27 protein-coding genes and 2 pseudogenes are annotated in these 24,687 nt (G+C 63.5%); 11 read left to right on the top strand and 18 right to left on the bottom strand.

Features of this window, described 5'->3' with window-relative positions; translation table 11 throughout:
- Positions 1–21 precede the first annotated feature (21 nt).
- Entirely contained in the window at positions 22–930 is a 909-nt protein-coding gene (locus NKI05_RS26095; RefSeq protein ID WP_023816393.1) for a LysR family transcriptional regulator, read from the top strand.
- Here the strand turns inward: NKI05_RS26095 and NKI05_RS26090 are convergent.
- The 3 genes from NKI05_RS26090 to NKI05_RS26080 all read right to left on the bottom strand — a co-directional run bounded on the left by NKI05_RS26090 (position 894) and on the right by NKI05_RS26080 (position 3,512).
- Complete coding sequence (locus NKI05_RS26090) at positions 894–2,069, bottom strand: MFS transporter (RefSeq protein ID WP_023816394.1); 1,176 nt, start codon at positions 2,067–2,069, stop codon at positions 894–896. The two genes, NKI05_RS26095 and NKI05_RS26090, sit on opposite strands and share 37 nt — an antisense overlap.
- A gap of 324 nt (positions 2,070–2,393) precedes the next feature.
- Positions 2,394–2,702 (bottom strand): DUF1244 domain-containing protein, encoded by a 309-nt coding sequence (locus NKI05_RS26085; RefSeq protein WP_023690051.1) that lies wholly within the window; start codon positions 2,700–2,702, stop codon positions 2,394–2,396.
- A 12-nt stretch (positions 2,703–2,714) separates the two neighbouring features.
- Positions 2,715–3,512, bottom strand: a complete 798-nt coding sequence (locus tag NKI05_RS26080; RefSeq protein ID WP_023730830.1) for an N-formylglutamate amidohydrolase — start codon at positions 3,510–3,512, stop codon at positions 2,715–2,717.
- Positions 3,513–3,758: 246 nt separating this feature from the next.
- Between NKI05_RS26080 and NKI05_RS26075 the strand changes: the two genes are divergently transcribed.
- Both NKI05_RS26075 and pyk read left to right on the top strand, forming a co-directional pair.
- Positions 3,759–4,247 carry a DUF1036 domain-containing protein gene (locus NKI05_RS26075; RefSeq protein WP_023730829.1) on the top strand — a complete coding sequence of 163 codons (489 nt, stop codon included), beginning with the start codon at positions 3,759–3,761 and terminating at the stop codon, positions 4,245–4,247.
- Positions 4,244–5,689 carry a pyruvate kinase gene (gene pyk, locus NKI05_RS26070; protein WP_023673117.1) on the top strand — a complete coding sequence of 482 codons (1,446 nt, stop codon included), beginning with the start codon at positions 4,244–4,246 and terminating at the stop codon, positions 5,687–5,689. Before NKI05_RS26075 ends, pyk begins: the two co-directional genes overlap by 4 nt.
- Here the strand turns inward: pyk and NKI05_RS26065 are convergent.
- From NKI05_RS26065 to ykgO, 4 genes and pseudogenes are all read right to left on the bottom strand, one after another.
- Positions 5,647–6,152: pseudogene (locus NKI05_RS26065) on the bottom strand (hypothetical protein). The gene pyk and the pseudogene NKI05_RS26065 overlap by 43 nt on opposite strands.
- Positions 6,153–6,159: 7 nt before the next feature.
- The gene (locus NKI05_RS26060) at positions 6,160–7,227 is read right to left on the bottom strand and encodes an alpha/beta fold hydrolase (protein ID WP_023711627.1); all 1,068 of its coding nucleotides are present in this window, start codon (positions 7,225–7,227) and stop codon (positions 6,160–6,162) included.
- Between the two features lie 109 nt (positions 7,228–7,336).
- A complete protein-coding gene (locus tag NKI05_RS26055) occupies positions 7,337–7,918 on the bottom strand; it encodes a tetratricopeptide repeat protein (RefSeq protein ID WP_023816396.1) in 582 nt (193 codons plus the stop codon).
- A gap of 113 nt (positions 7,919–8,031) precedes the next feature.
- Entirely contained in the window at positions 8,032–8,157 is a 126-nt protein-coding gene (ykgO, locus tag NKI05_RS26050; RefSeq protein WP_006327841.1) for a type B 50S ribosomal protein L36, read from the bottom strand.
- A gap of 242 nt (positions 8,158–8,399) precedes the next feature.
- Here ykgO and NKI05_RS26045 point away from each other — a divergent pair, with 242 nt between their 5' ends.
- The gene (locus tag NKI05_RS26045; RefSeq protein WP_023702777.1) at positions 8,400–8,828 is read left to right on the top strand and encodes a lysozyme inhibitor LprI family protein; all 429 of its coding nucleotides are present in this window, start codon (positions 8,400–8,402) and stop codon (positions 8,826–8,828) included.
- A 38-nt stretch (positions 8,829–8,866) separates the two neighbouring features.
- Here NKI05_RS26045 and NKI05_RS26040 read toward each other — a convergent pair whose 3' ends face one another.
- From NKI05_RS26040 to NKI05_RS26005, 8 genes are all read right to left on the bottom strand, one after another.
- A complete protein-coding gene (locus NKI05_RS26040; protein WP_352793461.1) occupies positions 8,867–9,943 on the bottom strand; it encodes a 5-(carboxyamino)imidazole ribonucleotide synthase in 1,077 nt (358 codons plus the stop codon).
- Positions 9,940–10,437, bottom strand: a complete 498-nt coding sequence (purE, locus tag NKI05_RS26035; RefSeq protein ID WP_023816398.1) for a 5-(carboxyamino)imidazole ribonucleotide mutase — start codon at positions 10,435–10,437, stop codon at positions 9,940–9,942. Before purE ends, NKI05_RS26040 begins: the two co-directional genes overlap by 4 nt.
- 74 nt (positions 10,438–10,511) lie before the next feature.
- Positions 10,512–11,717 carry an aminotransferase class V-fold PLP-dependent enzyme gene (locus tag NKI05_RS26030; protein ID WP_352793459.1) on the bottom strand — a complete coding sequence of 402 codons (1,206 nt, stop codon included), beginning with the start codon at positions 11,715–11,717 and terminating at the stop codon, positions 10,512–10,514.
- 20 nt (positions 11,718–11,737) lie between these two features.
- The gene (locus NKI05_RS26025) at positions 11,738–12,199 is read right to left on the bottom strand and encodes a RidA family protein (protein WP_023673109.1); all 462 of its coding nucleotides are present in this window, start codon (positions 12,197–12,199) and stop codon (positions 11,738–11,740) included.
- A 117-nt stretch (positions 12,200–12,316) separates the two neighbouring features.
- Entirely contained in the window at positions 12,317–13,111 is a 795-nt protein-coding gene (locus NKI05_RS26020) for an amino acid ABC transporter ATP-binding protein (RefSeq protein WP_023673108.1), read from the bottom strand.
- Positions 13,112–13,115: 4 nt separating this feature from the next.
- Positions 13,116–13,766 carry an amino acid ABC transporter permease gene (locus tag NKI05_RS26015; RefSeq protein ID WP_023684027.1) on the bottom strand — a complete coding sequence of 217 codons (651 nt, stop codon included), beginning with the start codon at positions 13,764–13,766 and terminating at the stop codon, positions 13,116–13,118.
- A 1-nt stretch (position 13,767) separates the two neighbouring features.
- On the bottom strand, positions 13,768–14,433 hold the full coding sequence (locus NKI05_RS26010) for an amino acid ABC transporter permease (RefSeq protein WP_023693641.1): 666 nt from the start codon (positions 14,431–14,433) through the stop codon (positions 13,768–13,770).
- A 69-nt stretch (positions 14,434–14,502) separates the two neighbouring features.
- On the bottom strand, positions 14,503–15,333 hold the full coding sequence (locus NKI05_RS26005; RefSeq protein WP_023673105.1) for a transporter substrate-binding protein: 831 nt from the start codon (positions 15,331–15,333) through the stop codon (positions 14,503–14,505).
- 155 nt (positions 15,334–15,488) lie between these two features.
- Here NKI05_RS26005 and NKI05_RS26000 point away from each other — a divergent pair, with 155 nt between their 5' ends.
- On the top strand, positions 15,489–16,304 hold the full coding sequence (locus tag NKI05_RS26000; protein ID WP_023698476.1) for an IclR family transcriptional regulator: 816 nt from the start codon (positions 15,489–15,491) through the stop codon (positions 16,302–16,304).
- Positions 16,305–16,328: 24 nt separating this feature from the next.
- Here NKI05_RS26000 and NKI05_RS25995 read toward each other — a convergent pair whose 3' ends face one another.
- Complete coding sequence (locus NKI05_RS25995; RefSeq protein WP_023673103.1) at positions 16,329–16,532, bottom strand: YdcH family protein; 204 nt, start codon at positions 16,530–16,532, stop codon at positions 16,329–16,331.
- Positions 16,533–16,771: 239 nt separating this feature from the next.
- On the opposite strand from NKI05_RS25995, the gene NKI05_RS25990 reads away from it, so the two are divergent.
- The 6 genes and pseudogenes from NKI05_RS25990 to NKI05_RS25965 all read left to right on the top strand — a co-directional run bounded on the left by NKI05_RS25990 (position 16,772) and on the right by NKI05_RS25965 (position 22,045).
- Positions 16,772–16,951 carry a YdcH family protein gene (locus NKI05_RS25990; RefSeq protein WP_023684024.1) on the top strand — a complete coding sequence of 60 codons (180 nt, stop codon included), beginning with the start codon at positions 16,772–16,774 and terminating at the stop codon, positions 16,949–16,951.
- Positions 16,952–17,238: 287 nt separating this feature from the next.
- A complete protein-coding gene (gene ispG, locus NKI05_RS25985; protein ID WP_023742770.1) occupies positions 17,239–18,492 on the top strand; it encodes a flavodoxin-dependent (E)-4-hydroxy-3-methylbut-2-enyl-diphosphate synthase in 1,254 nt (417 codons plus the stop codon).
- A 3-nt stretch (positions 18,493–18,495) separates the two neighbouring features.
- Positions 18,496–19,353, top strand: coding sequence for a lytic transglycosylase domain-containing protein (locus NKI05_RS25980; protein WP_023742771.1), 858 nt, complete (start codon positions 18,496–18,498; stop codon positions 19,351–19,353).
- Between the two features lie 14 nt (positions 19,354–19,367).
- A complete protein-coding gene (locus NKI05_RS25975) occupies positions 19,368–19,910 on the top strand; it encodes a chloramphenicol phosphotransferase CPT family protein (RefSeq protein WP_023816401.1) in 543 nt (180 codons plus the stop codon).
- Positions 19,911–20,073: 163 nt separating this feature from the next.
- A complete protein-coding gene (locus tag NKI05_RS25970) occupies positions 20,074–21,213 on the top strand; it encodes a sterol desaturase family protein (protein ID WP_031205924.1) in 1,140 nt (379 codons plus the stop codon).
- A gap of 80 nt (positions 21,214–21,293) precedes the next feature.
- Positions 21,294–22,045, top strand: a pseudogene (locus NKI05_RS25965) (Stf0 family sulfotransferase).
- Here the strand turns inward: NKI05_RS25965 and NKI05_RS25960 are convergent.
- The gene (locus NKI05_RS25960; protein ID WP_023742775.1) at positions 22,046–24,388 is read right to left on the bottom strand and encodes a response regulator; all 2,343 of its coding nucleotides are present in this window, start codon (positions 24,386–24,388) and stop codon (positions 22,046–22,048) included. It abuts the pseudogene before it with no gap.
- 85 nt (positions 24,389–24,473) lie between these two features.
- Positions 24,474–24,659, bottom strand: coding sequence for a hypothetical protein (locus NKI05_RS25955; protein ID WP_023684018.1), 186 nt, complete (start codon positions 24,657–24,659; stop codon positions 24,474–24,476).
- Positions 24,660–24,687: the final 28 nt, after the last annotated feature.

The following is a 24,687-nucleotide window of genomic DNA, read 5'->3' as shown; positions in this document are numbered from 1 at the left end:
AGCTTTGTTATTCATAAATGAATGGAAGATATCGATTGGAACCTGATCAAGAGTTTCGTCACCGTGGCGGAGACCGGCAGCCTGTCGGCCGCGGCGCGCAAACTGTCGGCCAGCCAACCGACGCTCGGGCGTCACATCGGTGAGCTCGAACAGGCGTTGGGCGTCACCTTGTTCCGGCGCGGGCGGCGCGGCTATGCGCTGACGGAAGCAGGCGCCACGCTGTTCGAACGCGGCAGAGCGGTGAGCGAGCAGGCGAGCGCGTTCGCACTGTTGGCATTGGGCTCGGTCGAGGCGATCGAAGGCACGGTGCGCATTGCCGCCAGCGAGGTGGTGGCGGCCTATGTGCTGCCGAAGATGACGGCGCGGCTCGGCATCGAGGAGCCCGGCATCGAGGTCGAGATCGTCGCCTCGAACCAGGTCGAGAACCTGCTGCGAAGGGATGCCGATATCGCCATCCGCATGGTCAAGCCGGCGCAGAACGAGCTGACGGCGCGCAAGGTCTGCGATATCAAGCTCTGCTGCTGCGCGGCGAAATCCTATCTCGGTAGGCACGGCCGCCCGCTCAAGCCCGCCGATCTTCTCGACCATCCGCTGATCGGCTTCGACCGCAGCGACGAGATGATCCGGGGCTTTACCCAGGCCGGCATCCCCGTCACCCGCAGCAGCTTCCGCTTCAGGACCGACAACCAGATCGTTTTGTGGGAAGCGCTGCGGGCGGGAAACGGCGTCGGTCTTGGCCAGGAGCCGCTGACGGACAGCGACCCGTCGCTGGAGAAACTGCTGCCCGGCCTGCCATTGCCCAGCCTGCCGGTGTGGCTGGCCATGCATCGCGACGTGCGCACCAGCGTGCGCATCCGCCGCGTCGCGGATTTCCTCTATGAGGAGCTGAAGCGCTATTCGGCGGGGGCGGCCGCGAATTCGGCGCGGTGAGCGAGCCCGGCCATCGACAGCACGACGATCAGCAGCGCCGACATGGCGACGAAAATCGGGCCGAAGCTCGAACGCTCGGCAACGAAGCCGATCGCCGACGGCGCCACCAATATACCGGAATAGCCCATGGTGGTGACGACGCTCATGCCGGTGCCCGACGACATGCCTTCCTGATTGCCGCCGGCCGAGAAGATGATCGGCACCATGTTGGCGATGCCGAAGCCGCAGAGGGCAAAAGCCGCGATGGCGATCCAGGGCGAAGGCGACAGGCCGGCGACCAGCATGCCGGCGGCGGCGACGACGGCAGAGCCGCGCAGCGTGGCCACCGCGCCGAAGCGGTTGCGCACGCCGTCACCGAAAAAGCGCATGACAGCCATGACGCCGGAGAAGGCGGCGTAGGCAAGGCCGGCGATGGCGAGGTCGGCGCCGAGCTCCTGCCGGAGATAAAGCGCTGCCCAGTCGAGCACGGCGCCCTCGGAAATCATCGTCAGCAGCGCCATCAGCCCGACAAGATAGACCAGCGGGTTGGCCGGCAGCGTTAATCTGTGATGCTCGGCGGCCTGCGGCTTGTCCTCGGCGATGAGGTAGCCGACCGCCACGGCAATGACGGCAAAAGCAATGATCGTGACTACAGCCGCATGGGCGAGGTGGCCGTAAGTCTGGATGGCGTAACCGCCCAGACCGCCACCGGCGAAACCGCCGAGGCTCCAGAAGCCGTGCGAGGACGACATGATGGCGCGGGACAGCCGGCGCTCGACCACCACCGCATTGGCGTTCATCGCGACATCCATGCCGCCGATCGAGCCGCCGAAGATGATCATGGCGATCGCCGCCAGCGGGACGTTGGGCGCCAGCGCCACGATCAGCAGGCCGAGGCTGCCGCACAGGCCGAACCAGCGCAACACGGTGCGCGAGCCATGCCTGGAGATCAGATGGCCGCACCAGCTCATGGCCGCGACCGCGCCGACGCCGAACAGAAGGATCAGCAGGCCGAGGGTGAATTTCGAGATGTCGAGCCGGGTCAGGAACACCGGAATCTGCGGCGCCCAGCTGCCGGTCAGGAAGCCGTTGGCGAGGAAGATCGCTGCTACGGCCCATCGCCCGCGAATGGCGCTCTGCATGGTGTCTTGCGCGTTCATGGCCTGAATCCGGTCAAAGAATGGCTTTGCGCGGCAAATTAGATCGATTCAATTTCTCGTCAAGCGCTGGGCTGCGAAAAGCTTGTGGGCCACATCTAAGGGGAAACCGTTAGGCAGCGTTCCTTCGCGCCCCCCTCTGTCCTGCCGGACATCTCCCCCACAAGTGGGGAGATTGGCGGCTTCGGCGCCTCGCTTATTCTTGCACCGCTGGCGATTGGCTAGAGCCTGCGTGACGGCCAATCTCCCCCCAAGTGGGGGAGATGTCCGGCAGGACAGAGGGGGGCGCTGTCCCGCCGACGTCAATCCTGTGAACCGCGCGCTACTTCAATGATCCCTCGGCCGCCTCGCCTCGAATTCCGCCTTCTTGGCGTCCGAAGCCTCGGTCTGGTTCAGCGCCTGCCATTGCGCATAGGGCATGCCGTAGACGATTTCGCGCGACTGGTCCTTGCCGAGATCGACGCCCTCAGCCTCGGCCGCTTCGCGGTACCAGTTCGACAGGCAGTTGCGGCAGAAGCCGGCGAGGTTCATCAGGTCGATGTTTTGCACATCGCTGCGCTCGCGCAGATGCTCGACCAGCCGGCGGAAGGCCGCGGCCTCGAAATCGCGTTTCTGGTCATCGCTGAGTTCGGTCATTGCCTTGGGTCCTCACAGCGGCCCGGTGCGCGAGCCGAACATCTTCACCTGATGTATATCGGGACGGCGGTCGATGGCGTCAACGATCGGCGCCAGCCGTTCCGCCCAGGCCAGCGCCCCCTTGCGGTCTGATATCAGGTCCTGGCGGATCTCGATCAGCGCATGGGCAAAGCCGTTGACGATGGCGTGCTTGAACATGGTGTCGCCGCGCAACGCGCCGTCATAGGGTTCATTGTCGCCAACGACGAGGTTTTTATCCTGCGCCAGCATGTCGATCAGCGGCCGCGCCACGCGGTCGTCGAGGTCCCACAATATGCCGACATGCCAAGGGCGGATGAAGCCCTGCATGACAGGGGTGAAGGAGTGTACGGAGAAGATGAGCGGCGCTTTGCCTGAGGCGTGCGCCACCGACGCGATCATGGCGCCGACCGCGTCCTGATAAGGCCGGTAGAAGCCGTCGAGCCGCCTTTCGCGTTCTTGCGGCGCCATAGGGTAGTTTCCCGGCACGACAGTGCCGTCATAGAGCTGGCGGATCAGCGTCGGGTCGTCCTCGCCGCGATTGGGATCGATCAGCAGCCGCGAAAAATTGGCGATCACCGCCGGCACGTCGAGCGCTGCGGCCAGTTCGCGCGTCACCGTCTCGACACCGATGTCGTAGGCGATATGGCGATCGAGTTCCGCCGCCGGCAAGCCGAGACTGCCATACTCCTCCGGCAGGTCGCGGCGGGCATGGTCGGCGACAAGCACGATGCCTCGCTTGCGGTCGCCTTCGACGATATCGAAAGGCGCGAAAACTGTGGATCGGGTCATTGGCTGGAAAGGTCTGTTCGCTGGCTTCCGGGGAGGGTGGTATCGTCATTCCCACGAAGAGGACTGTTGCGCAATGCCGTTGTTTGGCCACGGTTTCTGCGAAAATCCTGTGACGCGCGGCAGATCGCGTGTCGGGGGCCTTTCTAAATCGATTGGAATTGGACAGAACGGCGCGTTGACATGCGCCCGGACTTTTCCGAAAAGGGGCGCTGAGAGATGCAGATGACGTTATTGAGGGGTTTCGGGATGGGTTCCGCCGGCAGGCCGCGTGCGCGCACCGCCTTTGTCGTGCCGCTCCTGACCCTGACGCTAGGGCTCACCGCGCTGGTCGCGGCTTCGCCTGCCCGCGCCGATTTCCGCGTCTGCAACGCCACGCAGAACCTGGTCGGCGTCGGCATCGGCTACCGCGCCAAGGCAGGCTGGATCACCGAGGGGTGGTGGCACATCGAAGGATCGAGCTGCAAGACGCTGATCGAAGGTCCGCTGTCATCGAGGTTTTACTATCTTTATGCAGAAGACGCCGAGCGCGGCGGGCGCTGGGATGGCCCGATCAACATGTGCGTGGCCGAAAAAGAATTCAAGATTGCCGGCGTTACCGATTGCGTCGCCCGGGGCTTCCAGCGCGCCGGATTCCAGGAATATGACACGGGCGAGCAGGCAAGCTGGATGGTCCAGCTGACCGATGAGTCCACAACGGGAGGCGCTCCAGCCGCCCCGGGAACAAACAGTCAATGAGACGTAGCCGCAAGGTCAAGATCCTCGCCACCATCGGTCCTGCCTCCTCGTCCGAGGAGATGCTGCAGAAGCTGTTCGAAGCCGGCGCCGATGTCTTCCGCATCAATATGAGCCACACCGATCACGAGTTGATGCGCACGCTGGTCGGCCGCATCCGCGCGGTCGAGGAGAAAGTTGGCCGTCCGATCGGCATCCTGGCCGATTTGCAGGGACCGAAGCTGCGCGTCGGCAAGTTCGCCAACGGCAAGGAGGTTCTGACGCCGGGCCAGACCTTCACCCTCGACAACAATCCAGAGCCCGGCACGTCGACCCGGGTCTACCTGCCGCATCCCGAAATCCTGAGCTCGGTCGAGGCCGGCCACCGTCTGTTGATCGATGACGGCAAGCTGGAGCTCAGGGCGGTGAAGAGCGACGGCAAGTCTATCACCTGCACCGTCGTCGCCGGCACCACCATTTCCGACAAGAAGGGCGTCAGCCTGCCCGACACCGACCTGCCGGTCGGTGCGCTGACCGAAAAGGACCGCAAGGACCTCGATGCGGTGCTGGCGGAAAGCGTCGACTGGGTGGCGCTGTCCTTCGTGCAGCGGCCGGAGGATTTGGCGGAAGCCCGCAAGATCGCGCGCGGCCGGGCACTGATCATGGCCAAGATTGAAAAGCCGCAGGCCGTCGCCCGGCTGGCCGAAATCATCGAACTCTCCGACGCGCTGATGGTCGCCCGCGGCGATCTCGGTGTGGAAATGCCGCTGGAAGCGGTGCCCGGCATCCAGAAGCAGATCACGCGCGCCGCGCGCCGCGCCGGCAAGCCGGTGGTGGTCGCCACGCAGATGCTGGAATCGATGATCACCGCGCCGGTGCCGACCCGCGCCGAGGTGTCCGACGTGTCGATCGCCGTGTTCGAGGGCGCCGACGCCATCATGCTTTCAGCCGAATCCGCTGCCGGCGCCTATCCGGTCGAGGCGGTGGCGATGATGAACCGCATCGCCACCAAGGTCGAAACCGACCCGACCTATGCCGGCATCATCAACGCGCAGCGCTCGGAACCGGAAGCAACCGGCGCCGACGCCATTTCGCTCGCCGCCCGCGAGATTGCGGAGACGCTGAAACTGTCGGCGATCATCACCTATACGGCGTCGGGCACCACGGGCCTGCGCGCCGCGCGCGAGCGGCCGCAAGTGCCGATCATCGCCCTGTCGCCGATCCTCAACACGGCGCGGCGGCTGTCGCTTTTGTGGGGCACGCATTGCGTCGTCTCGCCCGACGCCAGCGACCTCGACGACATGGTCGACCGCGCCTGCCGCATCGCTTTCGAAGAGGGGTTCGGCCAGCCGGGCGACCGTGTCATCATCACGGCGGGCGTGCCGCTGAGGACGCCGGGTTCGACCAACATGCTGCGCATCGCCTATGTCGGATCGGACGTGCAGGCCACCCGCAACATAGGCTGAGACCTCGTCACAGTTCGCAGCGCTCTTGCCGCACCTTCGGCGTGATCGATACGCTGAAGGAAGCGGTGTGCGCGAGGGATTGGGTAATAGAGATACTGATCCGGGCCGCGCATCTTTCGCCGGTTGAGGTCGGCGGTGTCGAGCAGTCGAAATCGACCCTTTCCAGCGTGCAGTGCCAGCCTGCGCTATGCGAAGCCCATCCCCTTCCGTGGTGCTGCAGAAGCCGCTCTCGGCTGGAATAGCCGTGATAGTCGAAGGCGATCACGCCGTTCGTCATGTAGATATGGTTGCCGTAGAAATCCTCGCCCGGAATGATCCGTTCGCCGTAGAATCCGTCCAGGGGAGGATGGCTGAGGAAGGTGCCCGCAAGGATGTGGCAGGCGCCGTAGCCGAAGAAGATGCTACCCGGTAGCGCCCAGAACGCTTCGGGGTTTTTCTTGATTCCGTGCTTCAGGACATACATGCGGCCGTCACGTCGGGGCGAGTTGCGCGTCGGGCACCGTAATGTCGGGGCACTGTGCATCGTTGTACGCATCGCCGGCGATGCGTGCTTCCACGGTTTTTGCCATTGCCTGCAGGTCGACGACCTTGCCGGCGACTTTCTCGATCGCGCCGACGACGAGGTCGGAGGCGATCCAATCCGGCTTGTGGCCGAGATTGTGGACCCAGATCAGTTCGGCGCCGGGGATGTCCCTGACCAGGCCGACCGAATGGATCGAGGCATAGACCACCTTGTCGCGGTCGCCCGAGATGACGATGGTCGGCGCTGTGATGTCGCGGTAATGCGGCGCGGCCTTCAGCGTATAGTCGTAGAGGCCGGCGACATCGATGGCGTTGGCGCGGAAAGCGCCGGGACGCAGCACCAGCGGAATCGAGGCATTGCCGACATAGCCTTCCGGCACCTTGTTGGGAGAAAACACGCAGGCCGTGGCGCCGTCCATCTGCAGCGTGCCTGCCGGATAGGTCAATGTCTCCGAGAACAGCCAGCCGATGATGGGGGTGGCGGTCAGCTTGTAGTACCAGGCGGTCGCGCCGCCCGGCCAGGGGTGGCTGACCGGCGACAGAAAGACCAGCCCGAGCGTCTTCTCCGGGTGTTCGCGGCCAAAGGCGGCGGTGATCACGCCGCCAAACGAATGGCCGACGATGATCGCATTGTGGATGCCGAGACGGTCCATCAGGCTGGCGATGGTGTCGGCCTGCGCCGACGGGCTCTCATTGTTGCCGGGGCCGCGTGCCGACCAGCCGAAGCCCGGCCGGTCGAGGAAAACCATCTCGGCGCGGCCTTCGAGCAAAGGCCTGATCGGCAGCATCTGATCCCTGAGATTGGCGCTGGCGCCGTGGATGAAGACGATGGCCGGCAGCTCTGCATTTTGCGGAGCCGGCACGTGGACATAGTGGATGCGGGTGCCGTCGATGTCGGCAAATTCGCCGGCCGGCGGGTTGCGCCACTCGATCAGCCACGCGCCGGCCCGGGTGACACCGGCCAGGGCAAAGACGAGCGCGAGGAGCAAAGCACAGGCGGCGTAAATGAGGTTCATGCGCGGAGATACGGGGGTGGAGGGGGATAAGTTCTAGGGAGTAGGGAGGTGGCGTCTCGACCAATCTTCTCTACTGACTACTGACTAATCCCTAATTCCTACTGACTAATCAAATTCCTTCGCCGGCAAGCTCTTCCGAAATTGCCGCGACCTGGTCCTGGGCGCTGCGCATCATCGGATAGATGGTAAGCACCTTCTGCCAGGCTTCGAGCGCCGATTGCTTGTGGCCGGTGGCGGCCATGATCTGGGCCAGGCCGGAAAGCGCGCCGAAATGGCGTGGTTCCAGCTGCAGCGTCTGGTCGATGTCGGACATCGATTTCCCGAAATTCTTCATCATGTAATGGACGGTGGCGCGCCGGTTCCAGCCTTCGGCATATTTTGGCTGCAGGATGACGACCTGGTCGAGGAAGTCGAGGGCGACGTCGAACTTCTGGTCGTCAATCGCCTTTTGCGACCATTGCATCATCAGGTCGATCGAGGCGCTGCCGGACTGGAACCATTCGCTCCAGATGCGCCCGGCGATGCGCTCGGCCGCCTTTTCGTTGCGCTCGCGCTTCAGCTCGGCAAACAGTTGGTCGAGCCTGGCTTCCCTGGTCAGGGCAACCGGCGGCTTTGCCGGCGGATCGTCCGCCGACGCCGGAGTGACGCCGAAAAGAAAGAGGGTGGCCAAAAATGCAAAAAGAATCCGCATCGCCGGAATCTAACCCCGGACGGCGGATCGTCAAACTGAAATTAGCGTGAAAGTGCCTGGAACCAGGCAATTACCATCGTATGGACGGAGGCAACGAGCCTCCGGCCGAACACTCAGCCCTGGCGCGCCTTGTAGCGTGGAGCGGTCTTGTTGATGATGTAGACGCGGCCCTTGCGGCGAACCAGCTGGTTGTCGCGGTGACGCGCCTTCAGCGCCTTGAGCGAATTCTTGATCTTCATGGTCTTGCCCGTCGGTCTGGGCCCTGTCCGGGCCGAATTATTAAGGCGCGCCTGAAAAGCGCGCCTTTGAACTTGCGGTGGCTCATAAACGAGGAGCCTTGCCCGTGTCAACCGCAAGCGTGCTGGATAGAGGCCGAGAATGGCTTTGGCCATCAAATATCCGCCATCTCGGCTCCACGCCATTGCGCGGCCGAAGGCGGGCTGGAATGGTGCGGCACCCGCAAGCCGATTTGGAGACCTCCATGCGCCTGTTGTTTGTGTCCGCGAGCCTTGCCGTTCTGGCAGCCGCCTCCATCGCGCAGGCGCAGGAATGCGACCGCAACGACGACAGCCAGCAGATGATGAACATCTGCGCCGGCGAGGACTATCGGGCGGCCGATGCCAAGCTCAACCAGGCCTACAAGGATCTCGTCGGTCGCAACGACGACAAGGGCAGGAAGCTGCTGCAGGTCGCGCAACGCGCCTGGATCGCCTTCCGCGACGCCGAATGCGCCTATACGACGACAGACAGCGAGGGCGGCTCCATCCATCCGATGGAGGTTTCACAATGCCTGACCGAACTGACGGACCAGCGCATCAAACAGCTCACCGCGGGCGCCAATTGTAGGGAAGGCGATGCGAGTTGCGCCAGCCCCGACGAGGACGGAGATCTGAACGACGAGCTGCAATAGGGCTCGAGCCACGCCCTCGCGCAAAGTGCCGGAATGGCTTAGCTACGGCGGCTGATGCGCGTGAAATGGCCCATCTTGCGGCCTGGGCGCGCTTCTGCCTTGCCGTAGAGATGCAGCATCAGATCGGGCTCGGCGAGCAAAGCGGGCACCCGCAGCACATCGTCGCCGATCAGATTTTCCATGATGCAGTTTGAATGCCGGCCAGGGTTGCCCAGCGGCAGGCCGGCAATGGCGCGGATATGCTGCTCGAACTGCGAAACGATGCCGGCGGCTTCCGTCCAGTGGCCGGAATTGTGCACGCGCGGCGCCATTTCGTTGGCCAGCAGCGTGCCATCGGCAAGAACGAAGAACTCGACGCCGATGACGCCGACATAGTCGAGGGCCGACAGGATTTTCGCCGCCGCCCCCTGTGCCGTCGCCGCCGTCTCCAGCCTGATCTGGGCCGGCAGGGTCGAGGTATGCAGGATGCCGTCGCGGTGGACGTTCTCAGCCGGATCGTAGGCGGCGACCGCGCCGTCCAACCCGCGCGCGGCGATGACCGAGATTTCGCGCTCGAAAGCGACGAAGGATTCGAGGATCAGCGGCACATTGCCCATGGTCTCGCATGTGCCGGCAAAGCCGCCCGTCTCCATGTTGCGGAAGACGCGCTGGCCCTTGCCGTCATAGCCCATGCGGCGGGTTTTCAAGATGCCGCTGCCGCCGAACTCTCTCAGCGCCGCCGTCAGCTCGTCGTCATTGTCGACGGAGCGGAAATCCGCTGTCCTGATGCCGATGCCGTTCAGGAATAGCTTCTCCGCCACCCGGTCTTGGGCGATTTCCAACGCCCTGGGCGGCGGATAGACTGGGAGCTTGGCGGCGAGCGCGCCGGCAGCCGCTACCGGCACATTCTCGAATTCGTAGGTGACGACGGCGCTGACTGCCGCCAGTTCGGCAAGGGCGTCCGCATCGTCATAGGCGGCGGTGATCTGGCGGTTGGCGACCTGAGCCGCCGGGCAATCGGCCTGCGGTTCGAGGATAATTGTGCGGTAGCCGAGGCGCGCTGCGGCAACAGCCAGCATGCGGCCGAGCTGGCCGCCGCCGATGATGCCGATGCTCGATCCCGCGGACAGGCTCACGGCGCATCCGTCGGTTCGGTGGCGACCTTGGCGGTTTGGGCGGCGCGCCAGGCATCCAGGCGGGCGGCAATTTCTTCGTCGTTCAGCGCCAGCACGGCGGCCGCCAGAAGGGCGGCGTTGGCCGCACCCGCCTTGCCGATGGCAAGCGTGCCGACCGGAATGCCGGCCGGCATCTGGACGATGGAGAGCAGCGAATCCTGGCCTGACAGCGCCTTCGATTCGACCGGCACGCCGAACACCGGCAGCGGCGTCATCGCCGCCGTCATGCCGGGCAGGTGGGCGGCGCCGCCGGCGCCGGCGATGATCACCTTGTAGCCGGCCGCCTTGGCGCCCTTGGCGAAATCATAGAGGCGGTCCGGGGTGCGGTGGGCGGAGACGATCAGCCGCTTGTGCGGAATGCCCAGCGCCTCCAGCGTTTCGGCGGCGTGGCGCATCGTCGCCCAGTCGGACTGGCTGCCCATGATGATGGCGACGTCGGCGCGGTGGTCGGTCAAGCGCATGCTCCCGGCGGTAAAGGCGCGCCTTAGCGGAATTCGGGCTGGCCCGCAAGGATGGCGGCCGCCGCAGCCTAGTCCGGCCAGCGCAGGGCGCCGGATGAATCCTTTCGCGGCTGTCTCATCGCATCCGCCGGCCTGTCGGCCGCGGTGAGCACGGCGCGGAGGCGTTCGGCGACGATCTCGGCCTCGCCTGGGTGCAGGTTGCAGGGGTCGAGAAAGAAATGGCCACGCTCGACCTCGTGGTTGCGCACGATGATGGGCGGCGATCCGGCCGCCAATGCCGAGGCGAGGCCGGCGGCACTGAAGCGGCTTTCGGGGGAGACGAAGATCTGCAGCCGGTCGAGCGGATTGGCGGTCGGGTCGGGAATGATGTTTGCGACGATGCCGGGTATTCCCTGCAGCGAATCCCTCCATAGATTGAGCGCCGCTTCCTCGCGCTGGCGGATGCCGGCATGGTCGCGCTTTTCCCACGCTTCGAGCGCCGCCATCGTGCCGGCGATGCTTTCCTTGCCGACCTTCATGGCGCGGGCGACGCCACGGTTTTGCAGATAGGCGGCGCGGACGAGATCCTTGCGGCCGGCGACGATGCCGCTGGTCGGCCCCGAAAGGAATTTGTGGCCGCTGTAGACGACGATGTCGGCGCCGCGCGCCAGGAAGTTGCGCAGGTCATATTCGGAAGCCGCGTCGACGATCACCGGCACGCCCCTGGCGTGGCAGATATCGCAGAATTCCTCAAGGGAAAGCATGCCGTATTGCACGGTGTGGTGCGCCACGACGTAGAGCGCCGCCGCCGTGCGCTCGTTGATAGCCTCGCGCACATGATAATCCTGCGTGACGCTGACCGTGCCGGCCGGAATGACCTTGGCGCCGGCGACGCGGATCGACTGGTCGATCGGTGCGCCGTAATTGACGATATGGCCGAGCTGGATGACGACTTCGGACTTCAGCCCTTCGGTATCGTCGGGCAGCCGTTCGATCGCCAGCAAATTGGTGCCGGTCATCGCCCCGGCGATCGCCATTGTGATGCCTGAGGCGCAGCAGGCGGTGATGAAGCCGGCCTCGCCGCCGGTGAGGCGGGCTGTGATCACGCTTGCGGCGCGCTGCAGATCGTCCATCTCCACCCATTGCGAGGCGATCTCGGCCATGGCGCTGATCGCCTCGGGAACGATGATCGAGGCGCCGAGCGTCGTCATCGTGCCGGAGACGTTGATGATCGGCCGCAGTCCCAGCCGTTCACGGATCGTGGTGTTGGAGCCGGTGTCGGAATAGGTTTTCATGTTCAGCAATCCCTTGACGGTCAGGCGGCGATCTCGACGACCGCTTCGATTTCAACGGTGATGTTTCCAGGCAGCGAGCCGACCCCGATCGCCGAGCGGGCATGGCCGCCGATCTTGTCAAAGACGCTGGCGAACAGGTCCGAGCAGCCATTGACCACTTTCGGGTGGTCGCTGAAGGTCGGCGTCGCATTGACGAAGCCGAGCAATTTGACGACGCGCACGATGCGGCCGAGATCGCCGGCGGCGGCGTGCATGACGGCGAGCAGGTTGAGGCCGGTGAGGCGGGCATGCTCATAGGCCTGCTCGACGGTGACGTCCTCGCCGACCTTGCCGGTGCACAGCGTGCCGTCGGCGCGCAGCGGCCCTTGACCCGAAAGAAAGATCAGCCGGCCGCTTTCCGCATGGGTGACGAAATTGGCGATCGGCGTCGGCGGCTCGGGCAGCGTCAGGCCGAGCTCGGCGAGCCGGATGTAAGGCGTCATGGAAGAATTCTCCTTGGGCCGGCCTGTTGTTTTACGCAATTCCCAAGGGAAAGCGCTTCGCGCTTTTCCCGGGAAAACCGCTGACACTTTTCCTGGAGTTGCTTTGGGCCGCCCATGTCAGAAATGCGAGGCGCGGAACCGCGCCAGGAAAGAGCGCAGGCGCTCATTGGTGGTCTCTTCGGCAAGGATCTCCTTCGGCGGGCCAACAGCGCTGACACCGCCATCGGCCATGAAGACAATGCGGCTCGAAGCGTCGCGGGCAAAGGCCATCTCGTGCGTGACCATCACCATTGTCATGCCGTCTTCGGCCAGGCTGCGCACAACGGCCAGCACCTCGCCGACCAATTCGGGATCGAGCGCGGAGGTGATCTCGTCGAGCAGCAGGATCTTTGGCTCCATGGCGACTGCCCGCGCTATGCCGACGCGCTGCTGCTGGCCCCCGGAGAGTTCCGCCGGCAGGCTGTCGGCCTTGTGGGCGAGGCCGACGCGGCTCAGCCAATGCTCGGCGATCTGGCGCGCCTCGGCCTTGCTCTTGCCGCGCACCTTGGTGAGGCCGAGCATGATGTTGCCGGCGGCGGTGAGGTGCGGGAACAGGTTGAAGCTCTGGAACACCATGCCGGTTTCGGCGCGCATATTGGCAAGGTCGCGCTCGCTGCGCCGCTGGCGCGCGCCGGCCTCACGAAAACCGACCTCCTTGCCGTCGATGCGGATCGAGCCTGAGTCGTAGCTTTCGAGAAAGTTGACGCAGCGCAGCAGGGTGGTTTTGCCGCTGCCGGAAGGGCCGATGACGGTGACCACCTCGCCCCTGTCCACCTTGAGGCTGACCGAGCGAAGCACCTCGACCGAACCAAAGGCTTTCGAGACCCCGGCAATGTCGAGAAGGGCAGCATTGTCGTTCGAGCTTGTGGCCATCGTGCTAGTCCCGGATGAAGGCAAAGCGCCGTTCCAGCCGCCGGCTGGCGTAGGAAAGCGCATAGTTGACGGCGAAATAGATCAAGGCGCCGAGGATGTAGAGCGGCATCGCCTCATAGGTGCGGCCGATGACCTGGTTGATCGCCTGCATCAGGTCGGTGATGCCGAGCAGCGAGACCAGGGCGCTGCCCTTGACCGCATCGGTGACGCCGTTGATCCAGGGCGGCAGGAAGCGCCGGAAGGCCTGTGGAAAGATGACGTAGGTGAGCCGCTGGCGGAAGGTCAGCCCAATCGCCATCGCCGCCTCGGACTGCCCTTTGGGAATGGAGCCGACGGCGCCGCGGAGATACTCAATGACCTGCGCGGTCTTGAACAAGGTGAGCGCCAGCACCGCCGCCGAGAAGGATTGCAGATGCAGGCCGATGGCCGGCAGGCCGTAATAGACGAAGAACATCAGCACCAGGATCGGGATGCCGCGGATGGTGTCGGAGAAGATGCGCACGGCCCAGCGCAGCGGCGCCGGGCCGTAGACCAGGCCGACGCCGAGCGCGACGCCGGCAATCAGCGACAGCACCACGACCAGCAGCGACACCCACAAGGTGATGGCGAAGCCCTGGGCGAGGAACGGTACGGCGTAGAGGATCTGGCTCAGCATGTCAGCGCGCAGCCCTGAACCGGCGTTCGACCAGCCGCAGCCCGAAGAGCAGGGTGTAGCCGGTCACCAGGTACATCGCCGTCGTCACCAGATAGACCTCGACAATGCGGAAGGTGTTGAAGTTGATCCACTGGGCGCCGAAGGTGAGCTCGGGCACCGAGATCACCGAGGCGATCGACGTGTCCTTGAACAGCGAGATGAAGGTGTTGGACAGCGCCGGCAGCGTGATGCGCAGCATGGTCGGCAGGCGCACATGAACCAGCCGCTGCCAGGGCGTCAGGCCGATGGCTTTGCCGGCATCGAGCTGGCCGCGCGGCACGGCTTCCAGGCCGGAGCGGAACACCTCGACCAGATAGGCGCCGCTATAGACCGACAGCGTCAGCACGAACGAGGTCGGCGCGTCATAGGCGACGTCGATCACCGTCGGCAGGCCGTAGAAGACAAGATAGACGAGCAGGATCAGCGGCACGTTGCGGATGAATTCGACGTAAGCCGCAATGATGGCGCGCACCACGCGTCCGGCCGAGACATACCAGACCGCCAGCACCAGGCCGATGACGACGCCGATGGCAATCGAAATCACGGCAAGCTCGAGGCTGAGCAGAAGGCCGCCCCACAGCTTGTCGAAATGGCGCCAGATCAGGTTGAAGTTGAGCGTATAGCCCATGCGTCTCCCGCAATAACCAAGGGGATGCGAACTAGAAGGCGGAAGGGCTAACCCTTCCGCCAGCACTTGTCAGACAACCGGGAAACCCGGATGGCGGGCCGGCGGCTCCTGGCCGAAATAGTCCTTGAAGGCGGCGTCGTAGAGTGCGGTCTCATGGCCGAACATGGCGATGGTGAAGGTCTGGTTGACGAAGGTCAGCCAGTCCAGGTCGCCCTGCCTGACCGCCGCGCCGTAGAGCATCGAGTACCAGCTCTTGCCGGCATCGAAATATTTGTCGGGGTTGCGCGAGGCCAGCCAGCGCACGGTTGAAAGATCGACAGCGGCGGCATCGGCGCGTTTCGATTCCAGTGCCTGCAGCACATTGGCCTGGGTGTCGATCTGCAGCACCTGCGCCTCCGGCAGGGCGTAATGGACCGAGCTTTCGGCATCGACATTCTGCAGGATCGAGATGCGCGTCGCCGAACCACCGGCGAGCAGCTTGTCGAAGGTCTTGTTTTCCGCCGTCGGCAGCGTCAGCAGGGCGACGCCCTCGACATAGTATGGCCTGGAGAAGTGGATCAGCTGCGAGCGCTGCGCGGTCATGGTCATGAACTGGATGGTAATGTCGACCTTGTTGGTGGTGACATTGGGGATGCGCTGCGCCGGATCCTGCATGACGAACTCGACCTTGCTCGGATCGTCGAACAGACCCTTGGCCAGGATGCGTCCCATGGTGATGTCCATGCCGACCAGCTCGCCGGCATCGTTTTCGAAATGCCATGGCGCGTTGGTGCTGCCGGTGCCGACGATCAGCTTTCCGCGGTCAAGCGCGGTGCGCAGAACGCTGTCGGATGCGGCTTGTGCCGCCGCCTTTTCGGCGCTGACAGCGGTCATCACGCCCGCCGTTGCAAGCCCGGCCATGCCTAGTTTCAGAAAATCTCGCTTGGATGCGTCGTTCACTGCGACCTCCTGTTGTTTGAGTTCCCCTTACAGACACACGTGTCGCCGACCTGATTGTCTCTTACAATAGACACATGTATCCTATACAAGACAGATACTAACATCAGGAATCAGTTATGCAAGACAGCAATGGACTCACGGATCGGGCGGAGCTTGGTCCAGCCGGGAGCCCGACGCCCGACAAGACCTCCGGCTCGCGCGAGAAGGGCCTCAACCGGGTGCTGGAGATCCTGGACTTCCTGCATGTTACGCAGCGCGCCATCGGCATTGGCGATCTCGCCAAGGGGGTGAATGCGCCGCGCTCCACCACCTATACGCTGGTGCGTTCGCTGGTCGATGCGGGTCTCCTGGAGATGGAGGGCGACGGCAACCGGGTCTATTTCGGCAAGAAGCTCTACCTCTATGGAATGGACTATGTCAGGGGCAACGACCTGCTTAGGCGGGGCCGGCAGGAGGTCGACAATCTGTCGCGCGAGACCGGCGAGACCTCCGAATTGTGCATGCTGCAAAGCGGGCGCTATACCATCGTCCATTCCAGCCCCGGCACCAGGCCGTTCCGCATCAGCTCGGCCACCGGCCTGCAGATCCCGCTGCCATGGACGGCATCGGGGCGGCTGCTTCTGGCCGGATTGGAAAGGGCCGCCATCCAGGACATGGTCTCGGAAGACGACCTTTTGCTGCCCGACGGCCGCAGGCTGCAGTTCGACGACTTCGTTGCCGATATCGCGACGGCCAGAACGACCGGCTATTGCATCACTTCGGGGCTGGTCGACGCCTACACCAAATGCCTGGCCGCCCCTGTCTTCGCGGCCGCCGGCAAGGTCGAGGCGACGATGTGCCTGGTGGTGCCGATCGACACTTCAGCGGAGAAGACCGACGAATTGCTGACGTTGCTGCGCCATCGCGCGGCGCGGCTGTCGATAGCGGGGTGAGCAGTTAGGCCCCGAGGCCGTCGGCTAAGCGATGATGTCCGGAATGATCTTGTCTTCCAGCGCCATCAGCCGGTCCTTGAGGAAAAGCTTCTTCTTCTTCATGCGCTGGATCTGCAAGGGGTCGCAGCCCATGGCGATCATCGCATTGATGGCCGCGTCGAAATCGGCATGCTCCTGCTTCAGGCGGGAAAATTCGAGGCGGACATCGGCCTTTTCCTGGTCGGACATTCTCTACCGTCTGCATGTCTGCGGCGCCCGGCAATGGGCATGATTGGGCGGGGGCGGCATCAATTGCCGCCGGCGCGCAGCCAATATCACATATCACATTGTCGTGGAATGCTACCACGCAGCATTCGACATCGCAGCCGGATGGTGGCAGACTGTCATGGTGCCGTCACAGATGCGACCTGCGGTGGACGTGCCTTTGACGGCTGCAATCGAGGAAACCATGAAAGGGAGAACCAATCATGTCTCTTGCATCCCATCTTGATGAGTTGCAGCGGAAACACGGTGATATCGAACGCGAGATCGACGATGCGATGAACCATCCATCGGTCGACGACCTCGAAATCGTGAATCTGAAGCGACGCAAGCTGGCACTCAAGGACGAGATTGAAAAACTGAAGGCGAAACCGACGAGACACTGACGCCCTTCCAGGATTAGACGCGCCGCCTTGGCGCGTGACTATCGCTCCGGTGGCGACATGCCGCCGGAGGCCTGTTTTTGCTACTAATTCCCATACTGTTGGCCGGCGAAACCCGTCTGTGGGGTCGCCGCGCTGCTGCGATTTGGCGGCTCTGCTTGTCTGTCGCCATTGACAAGCCATCTTTGCTCCTCCACCTCATGCCCGAACCTCAGCGCTATGCGCTGATAGCTGATTGAGCGTGCGTCGACGTGGACGTGTGTCGCTCGGGTGATCAAGAGGCTGCCGGCATGACCGGGTATTTTTCCTCCCCCTTTGCGCGCCGGACATCGGTCGGCGTCGATGTCGGCGGCGTGGTCGTCGGCGGCGGCGCGCCGGTCGTCGTGCAGTCGATGACCAACACCGACACGGCCGATATCGACCAGACCGTCGCGCAGGTTGCGGCTTTGCATCGCGCTGGCTCCGAGATCGTGCGCATCACCGTCGATCGTGACGAGAGCGCCGCCGCCGTGCCGCGCATCCGCGAACGGCTCGAGCGGCTCGGCATCAATGTGCCGCTGGTCGGCGACTTCCACTATATCGGGCACAAGCTGCTGGCCGACCATCCAGCCTGCGCCGAGGCGCTGGCCAAATACCGCATCAATCCCGGCAATGTCGGCTTCAAGGACAAGAAGGACCGCCAGTTCGCAGCGATCGTCGAAATGGCGATCAGATACGACAAGCCGGTGCGCATCGGCGTCAATTGGGGGTCGCTCGATCAGGAGTTGCTCACCCGGCTGATGGACGAGAACCAGAGCCAAGGCTTCCCGCTGACGGCGCAGGAAGTAACCCGCGAGGCGATCGTGCAGTCGGCCATCCTGTCGGCCGAAATGGCCGAAGAGATAGGCCTCGCCCGCGAAAAGATCATCCTGTCGGCCAAGGTCAGCGGCGTGCAGGATTTGATCGCGGTCTATACCGAGCTTGCCACGCGTTCCAACCATGCGCTGCATCTTGGCCTCACCGAAGCCGGCATGGGATCCAAGGGCATCGTCGCCTCGTCGGCTGCCATGGGCATCCTCTTGCAGCAAGGCATTGGCGACACCATCCGCATCTCGCTGACGCCGGAGCCGAATGGCGATCGCACGCGTGAGGTGCAGGTCTCGCAGGAACTGCTGCAGACCATGGGCTTCCGTCAGTTCGTGCCGATCGTCGCCGCTTGCCCCGGCTGCGGTCGCACGACCTCCACCGTGTTCCAGGAGCTCGCCCAGAACATCCAGGCCGATTTGCGCAAGAACATGCCGGTCTGGCGGGAGAAATATCCCGGCGTCGAGAACCTCAAGGTCGCGGTGATGGGCTGCATCGTCAACGGCCCCGGCGAATCCAAGCACGCCGATATCGGCATATCGCTGCCCGGCACCGGCGAGACGCCGACCGCACCCGTCTTCGTCGACGGCAAGAAGTCGGCGACGCTGCGCGGTCCGTCGATCGCCGCCGATTTCGAGAAGATGGTTGCCGACTATATCGAGCAGCGGTTTGGCCAACACGGCAAGGCTGCGGCCGAATAAGCCATGCGGGGGCTGCTCAAAGCCGGTGTGATCCTGCTCTGCGGGCTGGGTGCCGGACAGGCGCTCGCCGATCCACCGCAATCGCGCTCGGCGGCGAAACGATTGATTGGCCGTGTCTGTGACCTGATCGAGACGCATGCCGAGCGGAACGGCCTGCCGAAGGATTACTTCGCCCGGCTGATCTGGAAAGAAAGCCGCTTCGATCCCAATGCGGTTAGCCCGGTCGGTGCCGAAGGCATCGCCCAGTTCATGCCGGGCACCGCCAAGATGCGCGGGCTGGCGGATCCTTTCGACATCGACCAGGCGATCCCGGCTTCGGCGAAATATCTCGGCGAGATGAAGCTCGCCTACGGCAATCTCGGCCTGGCGGCGGCCGCCTACAATGCCGGCGAGAACCGGGTGTCGCGCTGGCTGGGTTCGGGCGGCTTCCTGCCGATGGAGACAGAGAGCTATGTCTTCGACGTCATGGGCGAACCCGTCGACAAGTTTTCCGACAGCGCTTACGCCGGGACGGTCGAGCCGCTCGACGCGAAAACCAGCTTTGCCGTCGCCTGCCGCAAGCTGCCGGTGATCATGTCGAGAACCGTGGCGATGGCGTCGATCAATGTGAAGCCATGGGGCGTCCAGGTGGCCGGCAATTTCCGCAGGGGCGCGGCGATCAATCAGTGGCTGAGGGTCAGGAGCCGGTTTCCGGCGCTGCTTTCCGGTCGTGACCCGGTGGTCAGCCGGGTGCGCACGCCGATCGGCCGACGCGGCATCTACGCCGTCAGGATCGGCGTCGACGACCGTGCCGCCGCCAACGTCATCTGCCAGAAACTGCAAAGCGTCGGCGGCGCCTGTATCGTCGTGCGCAACCGATAGGCCGAGGGGGCGACATGACGGCCAAAATCGTCCTGCTTAATGGCGTCGGCAGCGCCGGCAAAAGCTCGATCGCCAGGGCGCTGCAAACGATCGCCACCGAGCCCTTCCTGCATGTCCAGATGGATGCTTTCATCGACATGCTGCCGCCGGCGCTGCAGGATCATGCCGACGGGTTTTCCTTTGAGACGGTGCTGGAGGACGGCAGGCCGTCGGTGGTGATCAGGAGCGGACCGGTCGGCGCACGAACCATGCGCGGCATGCGCCATGCCATCGCCGCCATGGCCGGGCAAGGCAACAATCTCATTGTCGACGACGTGATCTTCGATGAAGAGATAGCGGAGTATCTGTCGAGCTTTGACCTGCATCTGGTCGGCGTCGTGGCGCCGCTGGAGGTACTGGAAGCGCGCGAGGCCGCGCGCGCCGACAGGCTGCCCGGCCTGGCGCGCTGGCAATATGGACGCGTCCACAACGGCATAGACTACGACCTCCAAGTCGACACCAGCCAGCTGATGCCGCTTGAATGCGCCCGTCGCATCCAGGAAAGATTCCGACTATAGTGGCCGGTGTTCTTTTGTTGCAATCATAGCTCTTCCAATCGCCCAAAAGCGGTAGTCACCCGTCATGTGCAGGGTCGTGGCGATTAAATATTAATGAGCCCTGCTGTAGCAAAAGAGGTCGATATCTCGACGAGAGCTTTTGCGATCGTCAAAAAGGCGGGGCATGGGGGCGGTGGCAAATTTCCTTAGACGCGTTGTAAGTGAACTTGAAACGCCGCGCGCCAAACGGCCGTTCGGTTCTGGCTGGCTGTCCGGCTCGATTGGCTTGCTTGCCGGGGTCACCGCCCTGCTGATGGTCATCGTGCTGCGCTACCCGTCGCTTACATCGATGCCGGATCTGGCCCCCATCCACCAGATGCTGTTCTTCAAGCCGGTGCTCTATTTCGTCCTCATCTCCGGCTATATCCTGGCGATCCTCAGCATGACGCTGCGCAGGCAAAAGACGCTCGGCGCGGCAGCGATGTTCACTGTGCTGCTGGCGTCGCTGGTCGGCATGCTTCCGGTGCGCCATCAACTGCACATCGACGGGGTGTTCTTCGGGCTCGATTTCTTCATCCTGAACGCCTTGTTCATGGGTGTGCTGTTCGTCCCGCTCGAACGTCTTTTCGCGCGCAACAAGGATCAGACCGTGTTCCGCGACGAATGGCGCGAGGACCTGTTCTACTATCTGGTCTCATCGCTGCTGGTGCAGATTTTGACCTACCTGACCTTGGCGCCGTCCAACTTCGTCAATGCACAGGGCGCCCTTGGTTCGGTGCGCGCCTGGGTCCACGACTTGCCGTGGCTGGTGCAACTGATGGCGGTAATGTTCCTGACCGACCTTGCCCAGTATTGGGTGCATCGGGCCTTTCATCGCATTCCCTGGCTGTGGAAGTTCCATGCCGTGCACCATTCCGCCAAGTCGATGGACTGGATTGCCGGTGCGCGCATGCATTTCCTGGAAATCATCGTGCTGCGCAGCCTGACGGCCACCCCGATGTTCGTGCTGGGGTTCGATGAATCGGCTATCCAGACGTATATATTGATCGTCTACGTCTATTCGTCGTTCATCCATTCCAACATCGGAACCAGTTTCGGTCCAGTCGAAAAGGTGCTGGTGTCGCCGCGTTACCACCACTGGCATCACGGCCTCGAAAAAGAAGCGATCGACGTAAATTTCGCCATCCATTTCCCGCTGCTCGACCGGCTGTTCGGCACCCATCATATGCCCGAAGGGCGCTGGCCGAACGGCTACGGCATTCACGGACATCCCGTTCCGAACGGATACTGGCAGCAATTCCTCTATCCCTTCCGGCGCGGCTAGACTGGAGCCTTTCGCGAAGCGCGCGTGTCACCGCGCCCTGGCGGGGTTAGCCCAATCCATGACAAGCGACAGAGTCCCAGATGCTTGACGGCTACATAATCTGCGGCACGCCGAGAACCGGAAGCACCTTGCTGTGCGGCCTTCTGGCCTCGACGAAAACAGCCGGCGATCCGCACTCATTCTACCGGCGGCAGGACAAAGCGGAATGGGCCGAAGAGTGGAAATTGCCGCATCCCGAGACGATGAGCGCGCATGATTTCGACGTCGCCTATCTCGGTGCGGCAATCAGCGCGGGAAGGGCGGAACAGGCGTCTTCGGCTTGCGCCTGATGCGGGAAAACCTGGGTGAACTCTCGGCCATCCTCGACCGGATCTACCCAGACCTGCCATCGGACAAAGCACGCTTTGAAAAGGCCTTCGGCCGGATCCTCTACATCCATCTTTCGCGCGAAAACAAGCTGGCGCAGGCGGTGTCGCTGATCAAGGCCGAGCAGACTGGGCTTTGGCACATCGCGCCCGACGGAACCGAGATCGAGCGGGTCGCACCGCCGCAGGAACCCCGCTACGATTTCAAGCGGATCCAGCGCGAGCTTGCCGAACTCGAAGCCTATGACGCGGGCTGGAATGTCTGGTCCGCGGAGCAGGGGATCGTCCCGCTGCGCATCGGCTATGAGCGCCTGTCAGCCGATCCGGCAGCGGCATTGTCATCCATCTGCAAGGCCCTGGGCGTTCCGGCGCCGAATGCCGCCGACGTAAAGCCGGGCGTCGCCAAGCTCTCCGACGAGACCAGTCTCGACTGGATGCACCGCTATCGTCTGGACGCGGCGATTTGATCAAGCCCTCTTTACCGCCACCGTTTCGCTGAGCCATGTGCCGATCTTACTGCCGAGGCGGTCGGGCGACACCGGCTTGGGCAGATAGTCGTCCATTCCGGACTCGATACATTTGTCGCGGTCGCCCTTCAGTGCGTGAGCGGTGACGCCGATGATTGGTGTGTGATTGCCACTCGCTGCCTCCGCCGCCCGGATGGCGCGGGTCGCCTCGTAGCCGTTCATCTCCGGCATGGAGACGTCCATGAGGATCAGCTTCGGCCGCAGCGCCCGGTACATCTCAACGGCCGTGCGGCCATTGCTGGCGATGCGGTAGCTGAGGCCAAGCCCATTGAGGATTTGGCCGAACACCAGCTGGTTCACGTCATTGTCCTCGGCGATCAGAATATCGATCGGGCCGTTTGGCGTGGCGATCGATTCAGGCACTGTGGCCGCCGGAATTGCCGGGCCGCGAATGACGGTGAAGGCGGGTAGCGTCACGGGTGCCGCCTGCGGAACAACAGGCTCGCGAACGAACTGGGCCTTGCCGATCTGGGCCCGCGCTTTCTGGATGGCCGAGATGACGGTGCCGAGCAGGATGGCCGAGCGCGCCGGCTTGGTGAGATGCGCGGCGATGCCGAAATCGATGACCATCTTGCCGAAATCGACCTGGTCGACGGAGGTCAGCAGCACCACCGGGATGGCGGAGAGACGGCTGTCGGCGGAAATCGCCTTGGCGACATCGGCGCCGTTCATGCCGGGCATCTGGTAGTCGAGGATGATGCAGTCGACCGCAGCACCGAGCTGGCTGGCCCGGTCTAGAAAGGCGAGGCCGACGGCGCCGCTTTCGGCGGCCGCGCAGTCGAAGCTCCAGCTTCTGAGCTGTTCCAGCAAGATCTCGCGGTTGACCGGGTTGTCGTCGATGACCAGCACGCGGGCGCCGGTGACATCGACCGGCACGACCTCGTTGCGCGTGTCCTGCTGATGCGCCGGCAGCGGCACGGCGAACCAGAACACCGAGCCGCGGCCGATCTCGCTTTCGACGCCGATCTTGCCGCCCATCAGGTCGATGAGGCGGGCGGCGATGGCAAGGCCGAGGCCGGTGCCTTCATGGCGGCGCGTCGACGAGCCGTCGACCTGCGCGAATTTCTCGAACACGTTCTCGAGCTTCTCGGCAGGAATGCCGATGCCTGTGTCCTCGACGCGGACCTTGAGCTGGACCATGCCGTCGACCACCTCGCCGCCGACATCGATCAGCACATGGCCCTTCTCGGTGAACTTCACCGCATTGCCGAGCAGATTGGTGACGATCTGACGGAACCGTCCGGCATCGCCGACGACATGGGCAGGCAGGCGCGGGTCGACACGCACGATCAGCTCGAGGTTCTTTTCGGCGACGCGCGCCGACACCAGTGTGGCCACGTCCTCGACCGCTTCGGCAAGCCGGAAGGGTGCAGGATCGAGCGTCAGCTGACCGGCATTGATCTTGGAGAAATCGAGGATGTCGTTGATGATGGTGAGCAGCGCATTGCCGGACTTGACGATGACTTCGGTGAAGGTTTTCTGGCGCGCGTTAAGCTCGGTCTTGGCGAGCAGTTCGGCCATGCCCAGCACGCCATTCATCGGCGTGCGGATCTCATGGCTCATATTGGCCAGGAATTCCGATTTGGCGCGGTCGGCCGCTTCGGCCTTGAACAAGGATGCGGCGGATTCGGTGAAGGCGCGGCGGATCGCATTTTCCATCGGCCGGAAGATCCAGAGGGCAACGATGGCAAGAACCGCGAACAGAAGGCCGCTTGCCCACAACAGCAGCCTGTCGCTGGAGGCGTCGGCCAGATGGCGTTCGCCATCCATGGCGGTACGCACACGCACCAGCATCGGCTGGACGAACAGGTCGTTCTGGTTGAGGATTTCGCGCGAACTCCATTCGTCGGTCTGTTGCGCCGCCGACATCAGGTTGAAGTTGCGCACGATGTCGCGCGACGACCAGAACAGGTCGCCGTTGACGGCGGCCGACGAGAGTTCGTCCAGCGTTTTGGCCGACAGGCTCGGCTTGATCGCGGCCAACTCCGCGGACAGTGTTTCGATCTCGCTGGTCAGGCGTTGCGAATGGCCGCGCGCTGCGGCGGAAAGGCCGTCACGGGTTTCGGTGCGCCAGGTCGTGCTGGCGGTTTCGGCAAAGCTGGAGGCGTTGCGCAGGTCGCGGGTGAAGACGACGAGATTGCTGCTCAGCGCGTCGATGTCGTGGCGGAAGGAATTGACGCGATTGAGCGCAAACATCACCGCGGTGGAAGCCAGCGCAAAGATGAGCAATCCCGAGATGTAGCGGATCCGGATCGAGCGGATGAAGAAAGAATATTCCGGCATGCGCAACCCCAACACATACGCATCATTTTAACGGTCGGGATTACGCTTGATTTACATTAAAATTCCGTTCGCGCCTGGCGGGCCGTCAAGATCCTGGCTGCACGTGCCCGGAGTTGGCGCCATAGAGGGTGGCATCGCATTCGCGCATCATGCGCAGTGCTTCTTCCTCGGTCAGGCCGAACTTGCGCATCATGCTCCGGATTTCGGGGCCTACAGCTATCTCCACCGGTCTTGCCGCCTGGCGGGTCTTCCTGGCCTTTTTCTTGGACATCAGTACGTTTCCCGTCTTGACCGACACA

This window comes from Mesorhizobium sp. M0771 (assembly GCF_040320155.1).
Lineage (GTDB): Bacteria > Pseudomonadota > Alphaproteobacteria > Rhizobiales > Rhizobiaceae > Mesorhizobium.
The sequence above is the reverse complement of the archived record's forward strand: the minus strand, read 5'-3'. Positions and strand labels throughout refer to the sequence as shown.

Coding starts and splice junctions, on each gene's coding strand:
- NKI05_RS26080 (WP_023730830.1), bottom strand. CDS start 3,512: ATGACCCGATCCACAGTTTTCGCGCCTTTCGATATCGTCGAAGGCGAC.
- NKI05_RS25980 (WP_023742771.1), top strand. CDS start 18,496: ATGCGGGGGCTGCTCAAAGCCGGTGTGATCCTGCTCTGCGGGCTGGGT.
- NKI05_RS26020 (WP_023673108.1), bottom strand. CDS start 13,111: ATGGCCACAAGCTCGAACGACAATGCTGCCCTTCTCGACATTGCCGGG.
- NKI05_RS25970 (WP_031205924.1), top strand. CDS start 20,074: ATGGGGGCGGTGGCAAATTTCCTTAGACGCGTTGTAAGTGAACTTGAA.
- NKI05_RS26045 (WP_023702777.1), top strand. CDS start 8,400: ATGCGCCTGTTGTTTGTGTCCGCGAGCCTTGCCGTTCTGGCAGCCGCC.
- NKI05_RS26095 (WP_023816393.1), top strand. CDS start 22: ATGGAAGATATCGATTGGAACCTGATCAAGAGTTTCGTCACCGTGGCG.
- NKI05_RS26005 (WP_023673105.1), bottom strand. CDS start 15,333: ATGGCCGGGCTTGCAACGGCGGGCGTGATGACCGCTGTCAGCGCCGAA.
- NKI05_RS25990 (WP_023684024.1), top strand. CDS start 16,772: ATGTCTCTTGCATCCCATCTTGATGAGTTGCAGCGGAAACACGGTGAT.
- NKI05_RS26090 (WP_023816394.1), bottom strand. CDS start 2,069: ATGAACGCGCAAGACACCATGCAGAGCGCCATTCGCGGGCGATGGGCC.
- NKI05_RS26025 (WP_023673109.1), bottom strand. CDS start 12,199: ATGACGCCTTACATCCGGCTCGCCGAGCTCGGCCTGACGCTGCCCGAG.
- NKI05_RS26030 (WP_352793459.1), bottom strand. CDS start 11,717: ATGAAAACCTATTCCGACACCGGCTCCAACACCACGATCCGTGAACGG.
- NKI05_RS26015 (WP_023684027.1), bottom strand. CDS start 13,766: ATGCTGAGCCAGATCCTCTACGCCGTACCGTTCCTCGCCCAGGGCTTC.
- pyk (WP_023673117.1), top strand. CDS start 4,244: ATGAGACGTAGCCGCAAGGTCAAGATCCTCGCCACCATCGGTCCTGCC.
- NKI05_RS26060 (WP_023711627.1), bottom strand. CDS start 7,227: ATGAACCTCATTTACGCCGCCTGTGCTTTGCTCCTCGCGCTCGTCTTT.
- NKI05_RS25975 (WP_023816401.1), top strand. CDS start 19,368: ATGACGGCCAAAATCGTCCTGCTTAATGGCGTCGGCAGCGCCGGCAAA.
- NKI05_RS25955 (WP_023684018.1), bottom strand. CDS start 24,659: ATGTCCAAGAAAAAGGCCAGGAAGACCCGCCAGGCGGCAAGACCGGTG.
- NKI05_RS26010 (WP_023693641.1), bottom strand. CDS start 14,433: ATGGGCTATACGCTCAACTTCAACCTGATCTGGCGCCATTTCGACAAG.
- ykgO (WP_006327841.1), bottom strand. CDS start 8,157: ATGAAGATCAAGAATTCGCTCAAGGCGCTGAAGGCGCGTCACCGCGAC.
- NKI05_RS26075 (WP_023730829.1), top strand. CDS start 3,759: ATGGGTTCCGCCGGCAGGCCGCGTGCGCGCACCGCCTTTGTCGTGCCG.
- ispG (WP_023742770.1), top strand. CDS start 17,239: ATGACCGGGTATTTTTCCTCCCCCTTTGCGCGCCGGACATCGGTCGGC.
- NKI05_RS26000 (WP_023698476.1), top strand. CDS start 15,489: ATGCAAGACAGCAATGGACTCACGGATCGGGCGGAGCTTGGTCCAGCC.
- NKI05_RS25995 (WP_023673103.1), bottom strand. CDS start 16,532: ATGTCCGACCAGGAAAAGGCCGATGTCCGCCTCGAATTTTCCCGCCTG.
- NKI05_RS26085 (WP_023690051.1), bottom strand. CDS start 2,702: ATGACCGAACTCAGCGATGACCAGAAACGCGATTTCGAGGCCGCGGCC.
- NKI05_RS26055 (WP_023816396.1), bottom strand. CDS start 7,918: ATGCGGATTCTTTTTGCATTTTTGGCCACCCTCTTTCTTTTCGGCGTC.
- NKI05_RS25960 (WP_023742775.1), bottom strand. CDS start 24,388: ATGCCGGAATATTCTTTCTTCATCCGCTCGATCCGGATCCGCTACATC.